This window comes from Rhizobium sp. FKL33, assembly GCF_005222915.1.
Taxonomy (GTDB): domain Bacteria; phylum Pseudomonadota; class Alphaproteobacteria; order Rhizobiales; family Rhizobiaceae; genus Rhizobium_E.
This window is the reverse complement of record NZ_STFX01000034.1, coordinates 25,035-47,366: the sequence shown is the minus strand read 5'-3', so window position 1 is coordinate 47,366 and position 22,332 is coordinate 25,035. Positions and strand designations below refer to the sequence as shown.

Sequence of the window (22,332 nt, the reverse complement as noted above, 5' to 3'; positions counted from 1 at the left end):
CAACGGAAATGACCGATGAGTCGCTTACGCACGATTATTCAGAACCAGTTTGGTCGCCACTGGGCCCTCTTCAAATTCGGACGGCAACTGCGGCTGGCGGTCGACAACACCGCCGCGCTCAAAAAGAATGACATCATTCTGGTGACCTGCCTGAGAAACGAATTGTTTCGCCTGCCGTTTTTCACCGACTATTACCGCAAGCTCGGCGTCAGGCATTTTCTGATCGTCGACAATGATTCGAGCGACGGGTTGCAGGACTGGGCGCGCAGTCAGAAGGATGTATCTGTCTGGCATACGAAGGACAGTTACCGCGCCTCGAATTTCGGCATGGAATGGTGCAACTATCTGCTCCGGAAATACGGATGCAGCCGCCTCTGCGTGACCGTCGACCCCGACGAGTTTCTCGTTTATCCGAACATGGAAACACGCGATCTGCGTGATCTCGGCGAATTCATGAAAAACGAGAAGCGCGACGCCTTTCACTGCGTGATGCTCGACGCTTATGGACCCGGTCGGCTCAGCGAGGCAGTTTATGCCTCCGGCGAGGACCCATTTGCGGTTTGCCCCTATTTTGATCGTGACGGCTATGTTCAGGAAGCCAGCATCGATACCGAAACCTATACGCGCGGCGGGCCGCGGATGCGGGTGTACAATCGAAATTCGCCGCACAGTTCGCCGGCGCTCAACAAGGTTCCAATCGTGTGGTGGCGCTGGACCTATCGTTATACCAGTTCAATGCACGATATCCGTCCACGCCGCTTGCATAAGGTGGGCAATGACGGGCGCCCGGCGATCACCGGCGCGCTCTTTCATTTCAAGTTCCTGGCGTCCCTACAGGAAAAGGCCAAGGAGGAAATGCACCGCAAGGAGCATTACAACGCCAGCGCCGAATATCGGAAGTATGTCGATACCCAGGATCCGGTGTTCTACTGCGACGGATTGAGCGTGGCCTATGAAAATCCGGAGCAGCTGATCCGGCTCGGCCTGATCAATAGAGGCAGTTGGTTCTGAGAAAAGTGTCGCAGCTCAAAGCTGCGACACGAAGTCCTTGCCGAATTCCATTTCCAGGAATGAATACTGGCCCTTGAACCTGTCCTTCAACATATCCTGAACGAAAGCCGGGATTGGCGCGGATTTGGTTTTGTGGACTTTTTCTTCCGTGCCGTCATAGCTCTTGGCAGGGTCGACACCGAGGAAGGTTTCCACCTGGCGCATCACGCCGTGCGGATCCTGATTGACCTTCGCAAAAGGCAGGAACAGGAAGTCCTGATCGGCGAAGCGGCTGCGCCAGCGCGGAATGAACGTTGCATAGTCGCCGCGATTGTTGACGTCCCAATCCTCGACCATGGCGCGCCAGTCCGATTCCTGCATGTTGTCGCGAGGCTGGCGTTCGAGCGCCATACGAAGCTGCGACATGGCGCGGGCAACCGGATCGCGAATGATATAAATCAGCCGCGGGGCTCCCAGCAGGCTCCTGACATAGTCGATGCCCTGCTCGGGAATGGTCGAATATTCGGGCGTGATGTCTCCGAGCACCTTGCCCTTCGCATTGGGGCGATCATAGGCGTTTCTGTACCAGGTCTCCGTGAACGGGTCGGTCATCAAGCCGCAGAGATAGCGCAGATAGCCGAAATCCACATAGTCGCCGTTCTTGATATGATGGCGAACTGCGGAAGACGTGTTTGTCCTGATATGATAGTTGGTCCAGGAGCGGTTTTCCGGAACGAACAAGTGGTTGAAGTAATGCAGCTCCTTGACCGGAGGCATCCAGATCTGATGATGCCGCTGAAGATTGACGTATAGCCATGAAGTTGCGGCCTTTTGAGCGCCGATGCATAAGAATTGCGGCAGAGCCATAGTCACCTCGTCACCTGAATTTCATAGATCCTGATATGTCCGGCAGCCAGACATTGATTTCGCTTAGGCATGGTTTGGCGTCAGCCCGGTCGCAAGGAGCGCGGCCGCAATCCTTTGTCGCCGTCGCGCCTCTGCTGCGAATTCTCATAAACACATCGCTGCCTATCTTGTACAGTCGAATTCAGGCCCGGAAAATCCTCTCCGCGCTGAAAATGCCATTCGGGTCCTGGTTGGTCCCTGGAGCTTTCGTCATGAGCGACCTCAATCTCAAGTGGCGAATTTTGAGCTCTGGAATTCCATTCTTGTTCTGCAAAAGCCCGTGAGAATCAGCGTTTGAATGTTATTGACGTATAAAACGTCTTGAGATAGCGCTTGCCGCTGACTTTAGCGTCCCATGACATCGCGCCCTTGATGCGATGTCGCCATCGGAGTCCATTTCATGCTCTACTTTCACAAGAAGCGGCTGGTGCTTCTTTGCCAGCCCAAAACCGGCACGACGGCTTTGCATGAAGCGCTGTCCTCTGAGGCTTCGACAGCTATCAGAACGCCGCCGACCGCCAAGCATGTTCCCTACGGAACCTTTATAAACAAGGTCGCTCCGTTCATTTCCGGAGGGAAAGTCGATCGTTCGAAACTGACCGTGGTGTCGGTTATGCGCGAGCCCATCGATTGGTTCGGCAGCTGGTATCGCTATAATTCACGGGGTGATCTCGCGCGGCCCGGTTCGAAATTTCATGGAAAGTTTACCGGCAACATAAGCTTCGACGATTATCTCAAGGCGCTTTTGCTTCCTAGGAAAGACGCGCCCGAATATGCGCGTCTGGGAGGTCCTTGCTCCGTAGCGCTCGACAATGACGGCTATGTCGGCGTCAACAAGTTGTTCCGTTACACGGATCTTGATGCGCTCGTGGATTATGTCTCCAAGTTGCTCGACAAACCGCTCAATCTGCCGAAGTCGAATGTTTCCGAAGACAGGCGCCTCGACGCAAGCGGTGAAACGCTGGCGAGGGTCAGGAAGCACTTCGCCCCCGATTTTGAGATCTACGACAAACTCAGGCCAGATGGTTCCGTGGCGAACGTAACCGGGATTTGCGTAAAGCGCGGTTGAACCATACGACTTGCGCATCGGCCTGCCGTCGCCGATGCGGCACATTGCCCGGGCTTGACTTATATCAAGGAGCGTTTGCGGGCGGGGATTAAAACGGGAAGCCTCAAGAGAAGGGGTTTCCGTCATGAATGTCCGCCCGGAAGATCTGCCCGCCGAGGAGGCGACGATCGAGCGTCTGGAGGCGCAGCCGGTCAATGCCGCCAAGGTGCGCCAGCCGCTTTACGCCGCGCGCAAGAAGATCCATCCGAAACGCGCCGAGGGCGCTTTCCGCCGTTTCAAGTGGATCGTGATGGCGATCACGCTGGGCATTTATTATCTTGCCCCCTGGATCCGCTGGGATCGCGGCCCCTATGCGCCGGATCAGGCCATCCTCATCGATCTCGCCAACCGGCGCTTCTATTTCTTCTTCATCGAGATCTGGCCGCAGGAATTCTATTTCGTCGCGGGCCTGTTGATGATGGCGGGGCTGGGGCTGTTTCTCGTCACCACGGCGGTCGGGCGCGCCTGGTGCGGATATACCTGTCCGCAGACGGTGTGGGTCGATCTCTTTCTTGTGGTCGAACGCGCCGTCGAAGGTGATCGCAACGCCCGCATCAAGCTCGATTCGGCCCCCTGGAGTTTCGACAAGATCTGGAAGCGCACGGTCAAGCACGCGGTCTGGATCCTTATCGGCGTCCTGACTGGCGGCGCCTGGGTGTTCTATTTCGCCGATGCGCCCATTCTCCTGCATGACCTGATCTTTTTCCATGCGCCGTCGGTCGCCTATTTCACCATCGCCACGCTGACGGCGACGACCTATGTATTCGGCGGTCTGATGCGCGAGCAGGTCTGCACTTATATGTGCCCATGGCCGCGAATCCAGGCGGCGATGCTGGACGAGAATTCGCTGGTCGTGACTTATAACGACTGGCGCGGTGAGCCCCGCTCGCGCCACGCCAAGAAGGCGGTCGCCTCGGGCCAGACAGTCGGTGATTGCGTCGATTGCAACGCCTGCGTGGCGGTCTGTCCCATGGGGATCGACATCAGGGACGGTCTTCAGCTCGAATGCATCACCTGCGCGCTCTGCATCGACGCCTGCGACGGCGTGATGGACAAGCTCGGCCGCGACAGGGGCCTGATCGGCTATTCGACGCTGTTCGACTATTCCACCAATATGGCGATCGCCACCAACGACAATACGGCGCCCATCGATCCCGCCCGCGTGCGCGACGCCGACGGCCGCTATCACGACAAGATCCGCCATTTCGACTGGCGGATCATCTTCCGCCCGCGCATCATCCTCTACACCGTGCTCTGGTCGCTGATCGGCGTCGGGCTGGTGACGGCGCTCATGATGCGCGAACGGTTGCAGATGGACGTGCTGCATGACCGCAATCCGCAATATGTGATGGAATCGGACGGTTCCATTCGCAACGGCTACACCGTCAAGATCCTCAACATGGTGCCGGAGCCGCGTCTTGTGATGCTGTCGCTGCGCGATATGCCCGGGGCGACCATGAGCATCGCGGGCGAGTCCTGGTCGCAGGGTCGCTTTTTTGGCGTCGAACTCGAGCCGGATGCAGTGAAATCCTTGAAAATCTACGTGACCATGCCGAAGGACGCGCTACCGTCCGAAACCCGCGACTTCACCTTCCATGTGGAGTACCGGACATCGGGCGAGGCGGACGACTATTCGGCGAGCTTCATCGTTCCGGAGAAACGTAAATGAGCAATCTGGCTGAACCCAAACCCTTCACCGGCCGCCACATGCTGGCGATCATGATCGCCTTCTTCGGCGTCATCATCTCGGTCAATGTGTTCATGGCCTATATGGCGAGCGCCAGTTGGAGCGGCATCCTCGCCAAGAACACCTATGTCGCCAGCCAGGACTTCAACATGAAGGCCGCGGAAGCGCGCCACTGGGCCGAAGAAGGCTATAGCGGCGCCTTCAAGATCGACGGCGGCCGGCTCGAATACCGGCTGCAGGGTCCGACCGCGGAGATCGGCCATCTGCCCGAGATCACCGCGATCCTCCACCGTCCGGTCGGCGACAAGCAGGACTTCGCCCTGAAGCTCCCGCGCGTCGCGCCCGGCGTCTATGCGCTTGATCACAGGCTCGCCGCCGGCCAATGGATCGTTGACCTCGCCGCCATCGACGCCGGCAAGACCGTCTATCATCAGGCCGTCCGCATCTATCAGCCGGAGAAGTGACATGAGCTGCTGCGCACCGGGAACAGAGGGCGCGCTTGAGGCCGAAGCCGGCCTGCCGCCCGCCGAGGAGATCTGGCTGTCGTCGCGCGCGCTCGGCGAGGGCCGGCGCCAGACCGATCTCAGCGTGCCCGAAGTTCATTGCGGCGCCTGCATCACCGCCATCGAAGGCGCGCTGCGCAAGCTTCCGGAAGTCGAGCGGGCGCGGGTGAACCTCTCCACCAAGCGGGTGTCGGTGGTTTGGAAAGAGGCGACGGATGGCGTCAAGGCCGATCCCTCGCGTCTTGTCGGCGCGATCCTCGGCGTCGGGTATCGACCGCATCTGTTCCAGGATCTGGAGGCCGGCGCTGACGCCGAGCGCCGCGAACATCTGCGCGCACTGGCGGTGGCCGGTTTTGCCGCCACCAATATCATGCTCCTGTCGGTGTCGGTCTGGTCCGGGGCGGAAGCCTCGACGCGGGATCTGTTTCACTGGATTTCGGCGATGATCTGCGCGCCGGCGCTCGTCTATTCCGGCCGCTTCTATTATCGGTCGGCCTGGAATGCGCTAAAGCGCGGCCGCACCAATATGGATGTGCCGATCGCGCTCGCCATCACGCTCTCCTATTTCATGTCGCTCTGGGAAACCATTCATCATGGCGACCACGCCTGGTTCGACGCCACCGCCTCGCTTCTGTTCTTCCTGCTGATCGGCCGCACGCTGGATCATCTCATGCGCGACCGGGCGCGATCGGCGGTGATCGGGCTCGCGCGGCTGTCGCCCAAGGGCGCGATGGTGATCGCCGCCGACGGCAAGCCGGAATATCGCCCCGTCGCCGACATCAGGCGCGGCGACCGCCTGTCGGTGGCCGCCGGCGAAAGGCTCGCGGTCGACGCCGTCGTGCTCACCGGCGAAAGCGACATAGACTGGTCGATCGTCAATGGCGAAAGCGCGCCGCAGCCGGCGCGGGCAGGGGACCGGCTGCTCGCCGGCACCATCAACCTGACCGGGGCTCTGACGGTGGAGGCCGCCGCCGAAGCCAAGGATTCCTTCCTCGCGGAGATCATCAGCCTGATGGAAGCGGCCGAAGGCGGCAAGGCCCGCTATCGGCGTCTCGCCGATCGGGCGGCGCAACTCTATTCGCCCGTCGTGCATTGCACCGCGTTTCTCTCTTTGCTCGGCTGGGGGCTGATCGGCGGCGACTGGCATCAGGCGCTGCTGGTGGCGATCTCGGTGCTGATCATCACCTGCCCCTGCGCGCTCGGTCTCGCCGTGCCGGTGGTGCAGGTCATCGCCGCCGGCCGCCTATTTCGCGAAGGCGTGATGGTCAAGGACGGCTCGGCCATGGAGCGGCTGGCGGAGGCGACGCATGCGCTGTTCGACAAGACCGGCACGCTGACGCTCGGCAAGCCGCGGCTCGTCAACGCCTCCGACATCTCGCCCAAAGCCTTCGCCATGGCCGCCGGTCTGGCCGCCCATTCGCGGCATCCCGTCTCCCGCGCCATCCTCGCCGCCGCGCCGATGGCGATGACGACCGAGACCATCACCGAGATCCCCGGCGGCGGGCTGGAAGCGCAGACGGCGGAAGGCCTCTGGCGGCTGGGCGCGCGCGCCTTTGCGCTGGGCGAGGGCGCTGTCGCCGATCCCGATCTGCCCTATACAGAAAGTGTGCTGTCGCTCGATGGCCGCGAGCTCGCCGCCTTTCATTTCGAGGACACGCAGCGGCCGGGGGCGGCCGACGCCATCCGACTCATGGCCCGGAATCATATGCCGACCGCGATCGTCTCGGGCGACCGGGAGCCGGTCGTGGCCGCGCTCGCAAAGCGGCTGGATATCCCCGCATGGCGCGCGGGCCTGACGCCCGAGGGCAAGGTCCGCGCCGTCGAGGACGCCTCCGCCCATGGCGGCAAGGTGCTGATGGTCGGCGACGGCATCAATGACGCGCCGGCGCTCAGCGCCGCCCATGTCTCGATCGCGCCCTCCACCGCCGCCGATATCGGCCGGCAGGCCGCCGACTTCGTCTTCATGCGCGACAGTCTCGACGCGGTCTGGCTGGCGATCGACGTGTCGCGTCGGGCAGGGCGGCTGATCCGCCAGAATTTCGCGCTGGCGGTCGGTTACAATCTCATCGCGGTGCCGGTGGCGATCGCGGGGCTCGCCACTCCGCTGGTGGCCTCGATCGCCATGTCGACGTCGTCGATCATCGTGGTCGCCAATTCGCTCAGGCTCAACAGCCGCAGGCAGGCGGCCGAGCCGTCGCCGAATGCGCGGCCGGCGCTCGGAAAGGCGGTGCTTTCGCCATGAATATGCTGATCTATCTGATTCCGGTGGCCCTCGGGCTCGGCGCCTTGGGGCTGTTCGCCTTCCTCTGGTCGCTGAAGTCGGGCCAATATGACGATCTCGACGGCGCGGCCTGGCGGGTGCTCGACGACGGGGACGGCAAACCCGGCGAATAAACCACTGTGCCGCCTTGCCAGCGGCGGCGAGCCGCGTATAGTCCGGCCAAAACTAAATCGTTTTGGAAGGAACATCGTCATGGAAAAGGCGGAAATCGGACTGATCGGTCTGGCGGTGATGGGCTCCAATCTGGCGCTCAACATCGCTGAAGAAGGCAACCGCATCGCGGTTTTCAACCGGTCTCCCGACAAGACCGAAACCTTCTACGCCGAAGCCGGCGATCTCCAGGGCAAGCTCGTTCCCTGCAAGTCGCTCGAGGAATTCGTGGAAGCGATTCGCCCGCCGCGTCCGGTCATCATCATGGTGAAGGCCGGCGAGCCTGTGGACGAGCTGATCGCCACGCTGCGCAACTACCTCTCGCCGGGCGACATCATCATCGACGCCGGCAACGCCAATTTCCGCGACACGATCCGCCGCTTCGAGGGCCTTGAGGATTCGGGCCTGACCTTTATCGGCATGGGCGTGTCGGGGGGGGAAGAAGGCGCGCGCCACGGACCGTCGATCATGGTCGGCGGCACGGAAGAATCCTGGAAGCGCGTCGAGCCGGTGCTGACCTCGATCGCCGCCAAGTTCAAGGAAGACCCCTGCGTCGCCTGGCTGGGCGAGAACGGCGCCGGTCACTTCGTCAAGACCATCCATAACGGCATCGAATATGCCGACATGCAGATGATCGCCGAAATCTACGGCATCCTGCGCGACGGTCTCGGCCTGTCCGCGGCCGAATGCTCCGATATTTTCGGTCAGTGGAACAAGGGCCGCCTGAATTCCTATCTGATCGAAATCTCCGAAGCCGTGCTCAAGGCCAGCGATCCGATCACCGGCAAGCCGATCGTCGATCTGATCGTCGACGCCGCCGGCCAGAAGGGCACCGGCAAATGGTCGGCCATAGAAGCCCAGAATATGGGCGTCCCGGCCACCGCCATCGAAGCCGCCGTCGCCGCCCGCAGCCTGTCGTCCTTCAAGGCGCAGCGCGAAGCGGCCGAAAAGATCCTCGGATTGCCGGGCGAAGGCGCGATCAACCCCGCCGACAAGGCCGCCTTCATCGCTGATCTCGAACTGGCGCTGCTGGCCGGCAAGATCGGCGCCTATGCGCAGGGCTTCGCCGTGATGGCCGAAGCCTCCAAGGAATTCGGCTGGTCCCTGCCGATGCCGGTGATCGCCAAGATCTGGCGCGCCGGCTGCATTATCCGCTCGCAGTTCCTCGACGAGATCACCTCGGCCTTCACCGCCATGCCGGACGCCGCCAACCTGATCGTCACGCCCGCCTTTGCGACCATGGTCAAGGACACCGACGGCGCGCTGCGCCGCGTGGTCTCCGCCGCCGTCATCGCCGGCCTGCCGGTTCCGGCGCTCGCTTCCGCGCTCGGCTATTTCGACAGCTATCGTCGCGGCCGCGGCACGGCGAACCTCATCCAGGCCCAGCGCGACTTCTTCGGCGCGCACGGCTTCGACCGCCTCGATGGTCTCGACAAGCATCACGGCCCCTGGGGTTCGGGTCTGGCTGACTTCCAGAACGGTTGAGCGTTTCGGCGCCAAATGTGACGAGGGCGGGCCTATCGGTCCGCCCTTCGTCTTTTTACGCTCCTCTCGTCCAAACCATGAGAGGAAAGCCTTTGAAAGCCCTGTATTTAATGTCCTTTTTGAGCGTCGCCACCGCCGCTTCCGCCGGGTCTCTTGCCGTCGAGAGCCGGGATATGGCGAGCGGCCGGTTGGCGCCGGAGCAATTCGCCAACGTGTTCGGCTGCGCCGGCGGCAACGTGTCGCCGGAGATCCGCTGGTCGGGCGCGCCCGAGGGAACGCAGAGCTATGTCGTGACGCTCTATGATCCCGACGCCACGACCGGTTCGGGTTTCTGGCATTGGGTGGCGGTCGATATCCCCGCCGGGGTGACGTCGCTGTCATCGGGGGCGGGCGACGACGCCTCCAGGCTGCCAAAGGGCGCCTATATGGTTCGCAACGATGCGGGCGACGCGCATTTTCTCGGAGCCTGCCCGCCCGAGGGGACGACGCACCGCTATGTGCTGACCGTGAAAGCGATCAAGATAGCGAAACTGCCCGTGCCCGAAAACGCCACGCCGGCGCTGGTCGGCTTCGTCTCCAATATGTTGAAGCTCGACGAGGCGCGCATTGTCGCCACCGGCGCGCGTTGATAGACATCGTATCAAACCCCATGCCCATCGGCGTGGGGCAAAAGGAGCAGGCTTTGCGTCATCTTCTGGCCGCCCGTCCGGGCGTCGGCGCCACTGGTCACATCACCCAGTCGGGACGGCTCGGCTATACGTCGATCACCAACGATCTGCCGCTGATCATCATGGTCAGGCGCGGCCATAAGCTCATTCAATCGTCCGGAGCGACGTTGCGGATCGACGAGGGCGAGGCGGTGGCGATCGCCGCCGGCCAGGCGATCGATTTCGAGAATGTCGCCGCCGAAGACGGCGACTACGAAGCGCGCTGGTTGGTGATCGATCCCGCCGTTCTCGCCGATTTCACGCCGCCCGCCGAGGCGCAACCGATCGGCGGCTGCCAGAGCCTCGGGCGGATGCCGACGGGGCTCTTTCGCGCCTATGAGCAGGCGGTGGAGGCTCTGACCGACGAAGACGATATTCCCGACCTCGTCGCCCGCCACAAACTGGGCGAGCTTCTGGCCTGGTTGGCTTCAGCCGGTTGGCGGTTTCCGCCGGTCTCGCAGGAGAGCTTCACCACGCGCATTCGCCGTTTCGTCGGGGCGAACCCGCAGAGCGCCTGGTCGAGCGCGGAGATCTGCGCCCAACTCGCCGTCAGCGAGGCGACATTGCGCCGGAGACTATCGGAAGAGGGCACGAGCCTGCGGGCGGTGCTGACCGATGTGCGCATGACCCATGCGATGCAATTGCTGCAATGTTCGCGGCTGCCGGTGTCGGAGATCGCGGCGCGGATCGGCTTCGAATCGCAGAGCCGGTTCGCCATCCGCTTCCGCCATCGCTTCGGCTTTCCGCCAAGCGCGATCCGCGGTCACCGGCAGGCTCAGCCGGGATAGACGAGGCTGCCGTCCGGAAGGCTTATGGTCTGCAGCCTCTGGGGCGGCACGCCCTCGATGCGACCGAGCACGGCCTTGGCGAGCTCGCGGCCCGCCAGCCGGATATCCTCGTTCACGGTCATGATGTCCGGATGCATGTAGCGCAACAGGTCGGCCGGCTGCTTGGAGACCATGTCGAGATCCTCGCCGATTTTCAAGCCGATGGCCTCGGCCGCCGAGGCGATCGCCACGGCCCCTGCGCTCGAGCCGGTAATGAAGCCGTCGACGCGATTCTTGCCGGAAAACAATTCCAATGCGGCCTTGTGGATATGGTTCATGGAATTGTCGAGATAGACGTCCGGAAAGGGCGCCGCCTCGGCGCCGAAATCACGCAAGCCGCGGGCGAAACCGGAGCGCATATGCCGGTGATAGGTGTAGCGAGGTATGGGTTCGAGGATGGCGATGCGCTTGCGACCCTTGGCGGTCAGCCGCCGCACCGCCTCATAGGCATAGGCGTCGTTGTCGAAGTCATGGAAGGGATGCGCGATGCCCATATCCGTCCGGCCATGGGTGACGAAGGGCAGGTTGCGCTCCGTCAGCAGCCGGATACGCGGGTCGTCGGGCTCTGTGGATGACAGGATCACGCCGTCGGCGGAGCCAGTGTCGAGAATATAGCGAACCGGGGTCATCGGATCACGATCGGCGGAATAGGGCGTCACGATCAGATGATAGCTGGTGTTGGCGAGGATTTCCGAAATCCCATAGACGATGTGCGACGTCAGACCCATCAGCTCTTCCGACAGGTTGAGGATCAGGCTGATGACATTGGTCTTGCCGGTGCGCAGGCGCACGCCGGCGCGGTTGGGATAATAGCCGATCTGGCTGGCGACCAGCCGCACCCGCTCCTTGGTTTCCTGACTGATGTCTGGCGCATCCTTGAGCGCCCTCGACACCGTGGTGACGCCGAGACCCGTCATGAATGCGATCGTCTTCAAGGTCGGCCGCTCCCCCGGCGCCAGACCATTGCCCGCTTGCGCAGCAGCTTTCATGGTTCATTCCTTGTCATGCCCCGGAGCGTCCTACGCCAGTTCTGCAAAAAGCGCCACGCCGTCCTCCTCTAAGTCTTAAAATCTGTAACGTTGCAGTTCATTTGTCGAGTGCTATTCGTTGCGGCGGCGCACAACCATGTCTTGCTGCGATAGCGAAGGCGGTATTTTAGCCACTCGCAAGCGCAACATGAACGTCCACGAGCGTTCACAATCCGAAAAGTATGATTAACTAGAAAAATCAGTATCATAGTAGCACTCTTGACGTTGGGGAAATATTGTCGTTAAATACCTTTCGGGTGGTAGGTTTTAAGAATTTCAAACGTTTTAGAGGGGTTTACGACGAGGCTCGAAAAAAATAGCGTCTTGGTGGTTGCAGCCTCGATCGCTTTCGAATAAGTTTTTCCGGCAACGTTTCAGTGAGGGAGGAGACTCATGAACATCAGGCTTTTTGCAGGAGCCCTGGCGGCTTCCGTTTCGCTGTCCTTCGGTATGGCCCAAGCGGCTGAACTCGAAGTGACCCATTGGTGGACCTCGGGCGGCGAAGCCGCGGCCGTGGCCGAATTCGCCAAGGCCGCCGAGGCCAATGGCATCAAGTGGAAGGACGGCGCGATCGCCGGCGGCGACAATGCCCGCCAGATCATCCTGTCGCGCATTTCCGGCGGCGATCCCATGGGCGCCACCCAGCTCAACACCGGCCGCGACGCCGAAGATCTCGTCAAGGCCGGCCTGATGACCGACCTGACGCCGATCGCCGAAAAGGAAGGCTGGAAGGACTTCATTCGTCCGTCCAAGCTGCTCGACAGCTGCACCTATGACGGCAAGATCTTCTGCGTGCCGGTCAACATCCACTCCTTCCAGTGGATGTGGGTCAATCGTCACGTCTTCGAAGACAATGGCCTGAAAGTGCCGACCACCTGGGCTGAATTCGTCACCGAAGCGCCGAAGCTCAAGGAAAAGGGCGTGACCCCGCTCGCAGTCGGCGGCGAGCCCTGGCAGATCAATGGCATGGCCGGCGTCTTCCAGATCGCCATCGGCGGCGTCGATCTCTACAAGAAGATCCAGATCAACAAGGATGCGGAAGCGGCCGCTTCTCCGGAAATGACCAAGGTGTTCCAGGCGATCGCCGACGCCCGCGGTCTTGTGGATGACGGCTTCGTCGGCCGCGCCTGGAACGACGCCACCAATATGGTGATCACCGGCAAGGCTGGCGCGCAGATCATGGGCGACTGGGCGCAGGGCGAATTCTCCGTGGCCGGTCAGGTCGCGGGTAAGGACTATGACTGCTTGCCGGGTCTCGGCATGCAGGCCGTGCTCGACACCGGCGGCGACGCTTTCTACTTCCCCAAGCCGAAGGGCGACAATGCCGAGCAGGTCGAAGCCCAGCTGAAGCTTGCTTCGCTGCTGGTCAGCAAGGAAACGCAGGTCGCCTTCAACCTCAAGAAGGGCTCCCTGCCGATCCGCGGCGACATCGACATGAATGCCGCCAACGCCTGCATGCAGAAGGGCATCAAAATCCTCGAAAACCCCGACAACATCCTGCCGTCGGGCGAACAGTCCTTCTCGTCCGACACGCAGAAGCAGATGGAAGACATGTGGGTCGAGTATTTCAACACGCCCGAAATGACTCCCGAAGAAGCCCAGGCTCGCTTCGTCGAGATCATCAAGGAAGCCAACTGATCGTCTGACGATCGTCCCCGGCGCGGCGTCGTCGCGCCGGGGTCTTCGGCTTCACGCAATGGCCATGATCGGTCGGCGCATCGGACTGGATGTCGCGCTTCTGCGCGGCCGCCCAAAGTGTTGATAAATTTGGGGAGGCGACATGGCAGAGCTGCAAAAGCCGTCATGGATATCTCGGAACTGGATGGCGCTCGTGTCATCCTCGCCGATGATCTTCACCGCGCTGGTGGTGTTCACCGGATGCTCCATCTGGACCATCCTTTATTCCTTCACCGCCTCGCGCACGCTGCCGGAACTGACCTTTGTCGGCTTCGACCAGTATATCCGCCTGTTCAAGGCCTCGCGCTGGGGCTACGCCTATCGCAACATCCTGTTCTACGGCGTGGCGTCGCTGACGATATCCTTCGTGCTCGGCTTTGTGATGGCCGTGCTGCTGGACCAGAAGATCCGCTTCGAGAATTCGTTCAGGACCATCTATCTCTATCCCTTCGCTCTGTCCTTCATCGTGACCGGCATCGCCTGGCAGTGGATGCTCGATCCGATGTTCGGCTTCCAGAAGGTCGTGCAGGGCTGGGGCTTCACCGATTTCAAGTTCAACCTGCTCGGCAACCGCAACACGGTCATGTATGCGGTGCTGCTCGCCGGTCTCTGGCAGGGCACGGGCCTGACCATGGTGCTGATGCTCGCCGGCCTGCGCACGGTCGACGAAGAGATCTGGAAAGCCGCGCGCGTCGACGGCATTCCGAAATGGAAGACCTATCTGTTCATCGTGCTGCCGATCATGCGGCCGGTGCTGATCACCAATCTGGTGATTTCGGCGGCGGGCGTGGTGCGCACCTATGACCTGATCGTCGCCTTGACCAAGGGCGGTCCGGGCAACTTCTCTGACGTGCCCGCCAAATATGTTTTCGACTACATGTTCGGCGGCAACAATCTCGGCCAGGGCCTCGCCGGCTCCACGGTGATGCTGGTGGCGGTGCTGATCATCCTGATCCCCTGGATGTATTACGAATATGGCGGCGCGAGGCGGAGATAGACCCATGGCCATGATCGAAGGCCCGCGCGGGCCGAAACCTCAGAAAGTTCTCAATCCGTCCCGCATCATGCTCTACGGCGTGCTGATCGTGGTGGCGATCTATTACCTGATGCCGCTTTACGTGATGGTCGTGACCTCGCTGAAGGGCATGCCGGAAATCCGTCTCGGCAATATCTTTTCGCCGCCGGTTGAGATCACCTTCGAGGCCTGGGACAAGGCCTGGAATTCGGCCTGCACCGGCCTGCAATGCGAAGGCCTGAAGGTCGGGTTCTGGAATTCGGTGATCATTCTCGTGCCCTCGACGATCGTGTCGATCGCGATTGCGTCCGTGAACGGCTATGTGCTGTCCTTCTGGCGCTTCAAGGGTTCCGAAGTCTTCTTCACCATGCTGATCTTCGGCTCGTTCATCCCCTATCAGGTGATGCTCTATCCGCTGACGATCATCCTGCGGACGCTCGGCTCCTATGGCACGCTGCACGGGGTCATCATCGTGCATACGATCTTCGGCATGCCGATCCTGACCTTGCTGATCCGCAACTATTTCGCCTCGCTGCCGCGCGAACTGTTCTCTGCGGCGCGCGTCGACGGCGCGGGCTTCTGGCAGATCTTCTTCCAGATCATGCTGCCGATGGCGGTGCCGATCATCACCGTGGCGGTCATCCTGCAGATCACCGGCATCTGGAACGACTTCCTGTTCGGCGTGGTCTTCGCAGGCATGCGCAACTGGCCGATGACCGTGCAGCTCAACAATATCGTCAACGCCACGCAAGGGGTGAAGGAGTACAACGTCAACATGGCGGCGACCATTCTGACCGGCCTCGTGCCGCTCGGCATCTACTTCATCTCCGGCAAGTATTTCGTGCGCGGCATCGCCGCCGGCGCAGTGAAGGGGTAACCGCATGACCTCCGTTTCCGTCAAAGACCTCACGCTCTCCTTCGGCGCCGTCACGGTTCTCGACAAGCTCAATATCGACATCGGCGATGGCGAGTTCCTGGTGCTGCTCGGATCGTCCGGTTGCGGCAAGTCCACGCTGCTCAACTGCATCGCCGGCCTTCTGGAGCCGACCGACGGGCAGATCTTCATCAAGGACAAGAACGTCACCTGGCTCGAGCCCAAGGACCGCGGCATCGGCATGGTGTTCCAGTCCTACGCGCTCTATCCGCAGATGTCGGTCACCAAGAACCTGTCCTTCGGCCTGAAGATCGCCGGCCTGCCGCAGGCGGAGATCGACAAGCGCGTGGCCCGCGCCGCCGAGATCCTGCAGATCCAGCCGCTGCTCCATCGCAAGCCGGCGGAACTGTCGGGCGGCCAGCGCCAGCGCGTCGCCATCGGCCGCGCCCTGGTGCGGGACGTCGACGTCTTCCTGTTCGACGAACCCCTGTCGAACCTCGACGCCAAGCTGCGTTCGGAGCTGCGCGTGGAAATCAAGCGCCTGCACCAGTCCCTCAAGAACACGATGATCTACGTCACCCATGACCAGATCGAAGCGCTGACGTTGGCCGACCGCATCGCCATCATGAAAAGCGGCGTGATCCAGCAGCTCGACGATCCCATGACCATCTACAACAGGCCGATCAACCTGTTCGTGGCCGGCTTCATCGGCTCGCCGGCGATGAACTTCCTGAAGGGCGTGATCGAAACGGGCGAGGGCGGTCCGGTCGTCAATGTCGACGGCGTGCGGATTCCGCTTTCCGGCTACGAGACCAGTGCGACGCTTCCCGCGGGTCGCAAGGTGGTTCTCGGCCTGCGCCCGGAACATATCGGCGTCGACGACGCGTCTGCCCGACAGTCGTTCGACGCCGTGGTGGATATCGAGGAGCCGATGGGCGCCGACAATCTGCTGTGGCTGAAATTCGCCGGCCACACCATGTCCGTTCGCATCGCCGGCGCACGCCGCTATGCGGCCGGCTCGCATCTGAAATTGTCCTTCAACATGGCGCTCGCCTCGTTGTTCGATGCGGAAAGCGAGTTGAGGCTCTGAGCGGCTTTGAGCCCCTCATCCCCCTGCCGGGACCTTCTCCCCGCAGGCGGGGAGAAGGGGCTTGGGGCGAGGCGCTTGTCCTGATCGTCCTTCTCCCCGCCCGCGGGGAGAAGGTGGCGGCAGCCGGATGAGGGGCACCCCCTGCCGCGCCCCCGTACGGCCACTTCAAAGGAATGAGTGCATGACCCATCTGATCGATCTTTCCGGCTCCTGGTCGCTCGCCGCCGAGGGGCAGCCCGAGGGGCTGACGATCGCGCTTCCCGGCGATGTTCATTCGGCGCTGCAGGCGCAGGACGTGATCCCGGATCCCTATTTCGGCAAGAATGAGGAACTGGTTCAATGGGTCGCGCATAAGGACTGGACGCTGACGCGCAGCTTCGACCTGCCGCTGGGCGTGGTCGACGGCGACTGGTATCTCGATCTCGATTATGTCGACACGGTCGCCACGATCCGCGTCAACGGCATCGTCGTCGCGCGCACCGACAATTGCTTCCGCCGCTATCGTCCTGACGTGACGGGCGCGCTGAAGCCGGGCGCGAACGAAATCTCGGTCACACTGCATTCGCCCGTCGCCGAGGGCAAGAAGGTCTATGACGCGCAGCCGTTCGAAGTGCCGTGGCTCAAGATGAACTGCCCCATCCCCTACGGCAACATGCTGCGCAAGCCGCAATGCCATTTCGGCTGGGACTGGAACATCGCGCTCGCGCCTTCGGGGCTCTATGGGACGATCGCGCTCAAGAAGATCGAGACGGCCCGCATCGAGCACGTCACCGTCACGCAGAAGCATAAGAAGGATGGAAGTGTCGAGCTCGACGTGGCCGTGACGCTTTACGCGCGCGATCCGGGAACCGCGCCTGTCCAATTCGAACTCGACGGCTGGTCTCTGCGCCGCGAATGCGGCGTCAGCGCGGGCGAAACCGTGCTGCATCATGTCTTTGTCGTGGAGAAACCGAGGCTGTGGCAACCGGCCGGCTCTGGCGCGCAGGAACTCTACACGCTGAAAGTAACGGTCGGCGACGAGACCGTGGTCAAGACGATCGGGCTACGCTCCATCAAACTCGTGACCGACAAGGATGAGGCGGGCAATCGTTTCGCATTCCGGGTCAACGGCCAGGAGGTGTTCTGCAAGGGCGCCAACTGGATTCCCGCCGACGCGCTGTTTTCCCGCACGAGCCCTGAAAAGACCGAAGCCCTGCTGCAATCGGCCGTCGATGCGAACATGAACATGATCCGCATCTGGGGCGGCGGCTTCTACGAGCATGACTGGTTCTACGACATCTGCGACCGGCTGGGGCTGTTGGTGTGGCAGGACTTCATGTTCGCCTGCAATCTCTATCCGTCGACGCCCGAGTTTCTCGACAACGTCGCGCATGAGGTCGAATACCAGGTCAAGCGGCTCGGCCATCACGCCTCGATCGCGCTCTGGTGCGGCGACAATGAACTGGTCGGCGCTCTCAACTGGTTCGACTGCTCGAAGAAGGATCGCGACCGCTACCTCGTCTCCTATGACAGGCTGAACCGCACCATCGAAACGGCGCTGCGCAAGGCTGACGCCGATGCGCTCTGGTGGCCGTCGAGCCCGTCCTGCGGCTATCTCAATTTCGGCGACGCCTGGCATGCGGACGGCTCCGGCGACATGCATTTCTGGTCGGTCTGGCACGAGAACAAGTCGTTCGATCACTATCGCACTGTCAAGCCGCGCTTCTGTTCGGAATTCGGCTTTCAGTCCTATACGTCGAACCTGCTGATCAGTCAGTTCGCGGAGAAGAAGGACATCAACATCGCCTCGCCGGTGATGGAGGTCCATCAGAAGAATCCGGGCGGCAATGAGCGGATCGCGGGCACGATGTTCCGCTATTTCCGCTTTCCCAAGGATTTCGCCAATTTCGTCTATCTCAGCCAGATCCAGCAAGGTCTGGCGATCAAGACGGCGATCGATTACTGGCGCTCGCTCAAGCCGCATTGCATGGGCACGATCATCTGGCAGCTCAACGACACCTGGCCGGTGGCCTCCTGGGCCAGCCTCGATTACGGCGGCAACTGGAAGGCCATGCATTATCAGGCGCGTCGTTTCTTCGAGCCGGTGACGCTGGTCGCGATCCCCTCGCCGGATGGCTCCGAGATCGAGATGCGGATGATCAACGACCTCTCGGACAATATCGAGGTGTCCGCGGACTTCTACACCGTCGATCTCGCCGGCGCGCGGCATCCGCTGCGGTCCGCCAAGGCGACCTGCAGACCCGACAGGGCGATGACGCTGGAGACGATTTCCGCCAGCGAAATCCCCGGAGATCACCTGCTGTTTTGGGATTTTCGGACTTCGGCCGGCAATGAAGATCGCGGTCACCATGTGGCGACAAGCTACAAGACGCTCGATCTCGCGCCCGCCGGCCTTGTCTATAAGGCGCAGGCCGTGGGCGAGGGGCGTTGGCGGATTTCGCTGAACTCCGCCGGTCTCGCCCTGTTCGTGATGCTGGAAGCGGATGTGGCCGGACGTTTCTCCGACAACGCCTTCGACTTGCTTTCCGGGGAAAACCGCATCATCACCTTCACCGCTGAAGATCCGTCGGCGACTCCGCGCTTCGTGCTGCGGGATCTGCAGTCGTGTCAGGCGGTGGAGTGAGGATTTGAGTTAGGCGGCGTGCTTCGCCCCTCATCCGGCTGCCGCCACCTTCTCCCCGCATTGCGGGGAGAAGGACGATGGAGCGGAGGTCGCGCCACAATCCCCTTCTCCCCGCAGGCGCGGGGAGAAGGTCCCGGCAGGGGGATGAGAGGCATTGCACGACTGCATCCAATCATCTCCACCCAATTTCCGCCTTCGGGCGCTCAATGGAGGACACCATGACCAAAGTCTCGTTTCAGCTCTACAGTGCGCGCAATTTTCCGCCGCTTTCGGAAATCTTCAAGCTGCTCGGCAAGCTCGGCTATAAGGAAGTCGAGGGTTTCGGCGGCATTTACGGGCCGATGGACACTGACGCCGTCAAGGCGCTCAAGGCCGATCTCGACGCCAACGGACTGACCATGGCGACCGGCCATTTCGGTCTCGACCAGCTCGAGAACGAAACGGGCCGCATGCTCGATATCGCCCGCACGCTCGGCATGGACGCCGTCTATTGCCCCTATGTGATGCCCGACGACCGTCCGAAGGACGCAGACGGCTGGACGGCGTTCGGCGCTCGGCTCGAAAAGGCCGGCAAACCCTTCCGCGACGCCGGCTTCGATTTCGGCTGGCACAATCACGATTTCGAATTCGTCGCGCTCGCCGACGGCTCGCTGCCGCATGACCGCATCTTCGAAGGCGGTCCGTCGCTGTCCTGGGAGATGGACGTCGCCTGGGTGGTGCGCGGCGGCGCCGATCCCCTGAAATTCATCGAAGCCTATAAGGACCGCATCACCTCGGCCCATATCAAGGACATCGCGCCGGCCGGCGAAAACATCGAGGAGGGCGGCTGGGCCGATGTCGGCCATGGAACCGTCGCCTGGCCGACCATCTGGGCGGCGCTCAAATCCACCAAGGCGCGCCATTTCGTCGTCGAGCATGACAATCCGTCCGACATCACCCGTTGCGCGACGCGCTCCATCCAGACCATCCAATCCTTCTGAGGACGAGAAAATCATGACCAAGGAATATGGCGTTGGCGTCATCGGCTGCGGAAATATTTCCGAAGCCTATTTCCGCCTGATCCCGATGTTCAAGAATCTCAAGGTCGTCGCCTGCGCCGACCTGCATATGGCCGCTGCTGAGGCGAAAGCCGAGCAATTCGGCATCCTGGCCCAGGATGTCGACGCGCTGCTCGCCAATCCCGATGTGGACGTGGTCGTCAACCTGACCATTCCGGAAGCGCATTATCCCGTTTCCAAGAAGGCGCTCGAAGCCGGCAAGCATGTCTATTCGGAAAAGCCCTTCGTGCTGACGATCGAGCAGGGCGAGGACCTCCGCCGCATCGCCAATGAAAAGGGCCTGCGCGTCGGCTCGGCGCCCGACACCTATCTCGGCGGCTCCCACCAGTACGCCCGCAATCTGATCGACAGTGGCAAGCTGGGCAAGATCATGTCCGGCACCTGCCATGTGCTCGGGCCGGGCATGGAAATGTGGCATCCGAACCCGGACTTCTTCTTCCAGCCGGGCGGCGGGCCCATCCTCGACATGGGCCCCTATTACGTCAACAATCTCGTCAATCTCATCGGCCCGGTGAAGCGCGTCGTGGCGCTCGCCAACAAGGCCAAGGAGGAGCGCACCATCACCAATGGCCCGCGCAACGGCGAGAAGGTGCCAGTGATCGTCGCCACCAACATTCATGCCGTGCTGGAATTCACTTCGGGCGCGCAGGTGGCGCTGATGGCCAGCTGGGACGTCTGGGCGCATCGCCACCAGAACATGGAGCTCTACGGCACCGACGGCGCGATCTTCGTTCCGGATCCCAACTTCTTCGGCGGCAAGGTCGAAGTGGCGGGAACCGATCGCGAGCCCCAGGAGGTCGAGGTCTGGGATCACCCGATGACCGCGAAGAACTATGATTTTTCCTGGGGAACGCAGGCCAATTATCGCGGCGTCGGCCTGTCGGACATGATGGCGAGCCTCGAGACCGGCGGTGATTATCGCTGCTCGCTCGACCGTTCGCTGCATACGATCGACGTGCTGACCTCGATCCTCAAGAGCGCCGAAGAGGGCAAGGCGGTGGATATCCGCACCACCTGCACCCAGCCGGCCGCCTTCGGCATCGACGAAGCCCGGGCCCTGCTGCGCTGAGCCTCGGTCATGGTCTCCCCGGTTTGCCGGGGAGACTTTTGTTTTTCCTGCTCTGACCACACTTTTTCTGAGGTACGTAAGGCAAAGTTTCCATCCACGGCTTGCCTCTGCAAAGCCATGAAGGGCATAGTCCCGCCGCATAAGAAAAACTGGAGGATTCCCCATGGCCTGGCGCCCCGCTGACAATCGCTATGAAAAGATGAAATACAATCGCGTCGGCAAGAGCGGCCTGAAGCTGCCGGCGATCTCGCTCGGCCTGTGGCACAATTTCGGCCATGACGCCAAGCACCAGACCAAGCTGGAGATCTGCCGCACCGCTTTCGATCTCGGCATCACCCATTTCGACCTCGCCAACAATTACGGCCCGCCGCCCGGCAGCGCCGAGGAAGCCTTCGGCGAGATCCTGCGCACCGATTTTGAAGGCTATCGCGACGAGCTGATCATTTCATCCAAGGCCGGCTATCTGATGTGGCCCGGGCCCTATGGCGAATGGGGCAGTCGCAAATATGTCATCGCCTCCTGCGACCAGAGCCTGAAGCGCATGGGTCTCGACTATGTCGACATCTTCTATTCGCACCGCTTTGATCCCGACACGCCGCTCGAGGAAACCTGCGGCGCGCTCGATCATATCGTCCGCTCGGGCCGGGCGCTCTATGTCGGCATTTCCTCCTACAACACCAAGCGCACCCGTGAGGCGCACAAGATCCTACAGGATCTCGGCACGCCCTGCATCATCCACCAACCCAGCTATTCGATGATCAATCGCTGGATCGAGGAAGATGGCCTGGTCGACGCCTGGGAAGAGTTGGGCATGGGCTCGATCGTGTTCTCGCCGCTCGCCCAGGGCATGCTGACGTCGAAATATCTGAACGGCATTCCGGAAGGCGCCCGCGCCAGCCTCGACAAGTCGCTCAACCCCGACTTCCTTAGCGAGAAGAATGTCGAGAATATCCGCGCGCTCAATCGCATCGCCGAAAAGCGCGGCCAGACGCTGGCGCAGATGGCCATCGCCTGGGTGCTGCGCGGCGGCAGGGTGACCTCGGCGCTGATCGGCGCGTCCCGGGCAAGCCAGGTCGAGGATTGCGTGAAAGCGATCGACAATCTCGATTTTACGGCGGAAGAACTGGCCGAGATCGATGTCTACGCCAAGGAGGCCGATATCAATCTCTGGGCGGCCTCCGCCGAGCGCAACGGCCCGGCGCGGAAGAAGAAGTAAAAGAGGTTAGAGACCTGCCCCTCATCCCCCTGCCGGGA

At 61.7% G+C, this 22,332-nt stretch carries 19 protein-coding genes; 17 read left to right on the top strand and 2 right to left on the bottom strand.

The genetic code is table 11. The features are described 5' to 3' along the window. The first annotated feature begins 15 nt into the window (after positions 1 to 15). Positions 16 to 1,011 (top strand): glycosyltransferase family 2 protein, encoded by a 996-nt coding sequence (locus E8Q41_RS20295; RefSeq protein ID WP_137157390.1) that lies wholly within the window; start codon positions 16 to 18, stop codon positions 1,009 to 1,011. A gap of 15 nt (positions 1,012 to 1,026) precedes the next feature. On the opposite strand, the gene E8Q41_RS20290 is transcribed toward E8Q41_RS20295, so the two are convergent. Next, positions 1,027 to 1,857: a sulfotransferase gene (locus E8Q41_RS20290; protein ID WP_137157389.1), complete on the bottom strand. Its 831-nt coding sequence runs from the start codon at positions 1,855 to 1,857 to the stop codon at positions 1,027 to 1,029. 466 nt (positions 1,858 to 2,323) lie between these two features. On the opposite strand from E8Q41_RS20290, the gene E8Q41_RS20285 reads away from it, so the two are divergent. The 8 genes from E8Q41_RS20285 (at position 2,324) to E8Q41_RS20250 (ending at position 10,605) form a co-directional block, all read left to right on the top strand. Then, positions 2,324 to 2,965, top strand: coding sequence for a hypothetical protein (locus E8Q41_RS20285; protein WP_137157388.1), 642 nt, complete (start codon positions 2,324 to 2,326; stop codon positions 2,963 to 2,965). Between the two features lie 124 nt (positions 2,966 to 3,089). Next, on the top strand, positions 3,090 to 4,673 hold the full coding sequence (gene ccoG, locus E8Q41_RS20280; protein ID WP_137157387.1) for a cytochrome c oxidase accessory protein CcoG: 1,584 nt from the start codon (positions 3,090 to 3,092) through the stop codon (positions 4,671 to 4,673). After that, the gene (locus tag E8Q41_RS20275) at positions 4,670 to 5,155 is read left to right on the top strand and encodes a FixH family protein (RefSeq protein ID WP_137157386.1); all 486 of its coding nucleotides are present in this window, start codon (positions 4,670 to 4,672) and stop codon (positions 5,153 to 5,155) included. The genes ccoG and E8Q41_RS20275 overlap by 4 nt, the downstream gene beginning before the upstream one ends. A 1-nt stretch (position 5,156) precedes the next feature. Then, on the top strand, positions 5,157 to 7,436 hold the full coding sequence (locus tag E8Q41_RS20270; RefSeq protein WP_137157385.1) for a cation-translocating P-type ATPase: 2,280 nt from the start codon (positions 5,157 to 5,159) through the stop codon (positions 7,434 to 7,436). Next, positions 7,433 to 7,588: a cbb3-type cytochrome oxidase assembly protein CcoS gene (ccoS, locus tag E8Q41_RS20265; RefSeq protein WP_137157384.1), complete on the top strand. Its 156-nt coding sequence runs from the start codon at positions 7,433 to 7,435 to the stop codon at positions 7,586 to 7,588. Before E8Q41_RS20270 ends, ccoS begins: the two co-directional genes overlap by 4 nt. A gap of 79 nt (positions 7,589 to 7,667) precedes the next feature. Beyond that, entirely contained in the window at positions 7,668 to 9,110 is a 1,443-nt protein-coding gene (gndA, locus tag E8Q41_RS20260; RefSeq protein WP_137157383.1) for an NADP-dependent phosphogluconate dehydrogenase, read from the top strand. A 110-nt stretch (positions 9,111 to 9,220) separates the two neighbouring features. Beyond that, entirely contained in the window at positions 9,221 to 9,739 is a 519-nt protein-coding gene (locus tag E8Q41_RS20255) for a YbhB/YbcL family Raf kinase inhibitor-like protein (RefSeq protein WP_137157382.1), read from the top strand. A 53-nt stretch (positions 9,740 to 9,792) separates the two neighbouring features. After that, positions 9,793 to 10,605 carry a helix-turn-helix transcriptional regulator gene (locus E8Q41_RS20250; RefSeq protein ID WP_170976551.1) on the top strand — a complete coding sequence of 271 codons (813 nt, stop codon included), beginning with the start codon at positions 9,793 to 9,795 and terminating at the stop codon, positions 10,603 to 10,605. Here the strand turns inward: E8Q41_RS20250 and E8Q41_RS20245 are convergent. Then, entirely contained in the window at positions 10,593 to 11,633 is a 1,041-nt protein-coding gene (locus E8Q41_RS20245; RefSeq protein ID WP_137157380.1) for a LacI family transcriptional regulator, read from the bottom strand. The two genes, E8Q41_RS20250 and E8Q41_RS20245, sit on opposite strands and share 13 nt — an antisense overlap. 432 nt (positions 11,634 to 12,065) lie before the next feature. On the opposite strand from E8Q41_RS20245, the gene E8Q41_RS20240 reads away from it, so the two are divergent. The 8 genes from E8Q41_RS20240 to mgrA all read left to right on the top strand — a co-directional run bounded on the left by E8Q41_RS20240 (position 12,066) and on the right by mgrA (position 22,294). Beyond that, entirely contained in the window at positions 12,066 to 13,310 is a 1,245-nt protein-coding gene (locus E8Q41_RS20240; RefSeq protein WP_137157379.1) for an ABC transporter substrate-binding protein, read from the top strand. A gap of 142 nt (positions 13,311 to 13,452) precedes the next feature. Beyond that, the gene (locus tag E8Q41_RS20235; RefSeq protein ID WP_137157378.1) at positions 13,453 to 14,346 is read left to right on the top strand and encodes a sugar ABC transporter permease; all 894 of its coding nucleotides are present in this window, start codon (positions 13,453 to 13,455) and stop codon (positions 14,344 to 14,346) included. A 4-nt stretch (positions 14,347 to 14,350) separates the two neighbouring features. Next, on the top strand, positions 14,351 to 15,241 hold the full coding sequence (locus tag E8Q41_RS20230; RefSeq protein WP_137157377.1) for a carbohydrate ABC transporter permease: 891 nt from the start codon (positions 14,351 to 14,353) through the stop codon (positions 15,239 to 15,241). 4 nt (positions 15,242 to 15,245) lie between these two features. Continuing rightward, positions 15,246 to 16,328 (top strand): ABC transporter ATP-binding protein, encoded by a 1,083-nt coding sequence (locus tag E8Q41_RS20225; RefSeq protein WP_137157376.1) that lies wholly within the window; start codon positions 15,246 to 15,248, stop codon positions 16,326 to 16,328. Positions 16,329 to 16,509: 181 nt separating this feature from the next. Then, entirely contained in the window at positions 16,510 to 18,951 is a 2,442-nt protein-coding gene (locus E8Q41_RS20215; RefSeq protein WP_137157374.1) for a glycoside hydrolase family 2 protein, read from the top strand. 218 nt (positions 18,952 to 19,169) lie between these two features. After that, positions 19,170 to 19,931 (top strand): sugar phosphate isomerase/epimerase, encoded by a 762-nt coding sequence (locus E8Q41_RS20210; RefSeq protein WP_137157373.1) that lies wholly within the window; start codon positions 19,170 to 19,172, stop codon positions 19,929 to 19,931. Between the two features lie 13 nt (positions 19,932 to 19,944). Beyond that, on the top strand, positions 19,945 to 21,078 hold the full coding sequence (locus E8Q41_RS20205; RefSeq protein ID WP_137157372.1) for a Gfo/Idh/MocA family oxidoreductase: 1,134 nt from the start codon (positions 19,945 to 19,947) through the stop codon (positions 21,076 to 21,078). Between the two features lie 163 nt (positions 21,079 to 21,241). Further along, entirely contained in the window at positions 21,242 to 22,294 is a 1,053-nt protein-coding gene (mgrA, locus tag E8Q41_RS20200) for an L-glyceraldehyde 3-phosphate reductase (RefSeq protein WP_137157371.1), read from the top strand. Positions 22,295 to 22,332 lie beyond the last annotated feature (38 nt).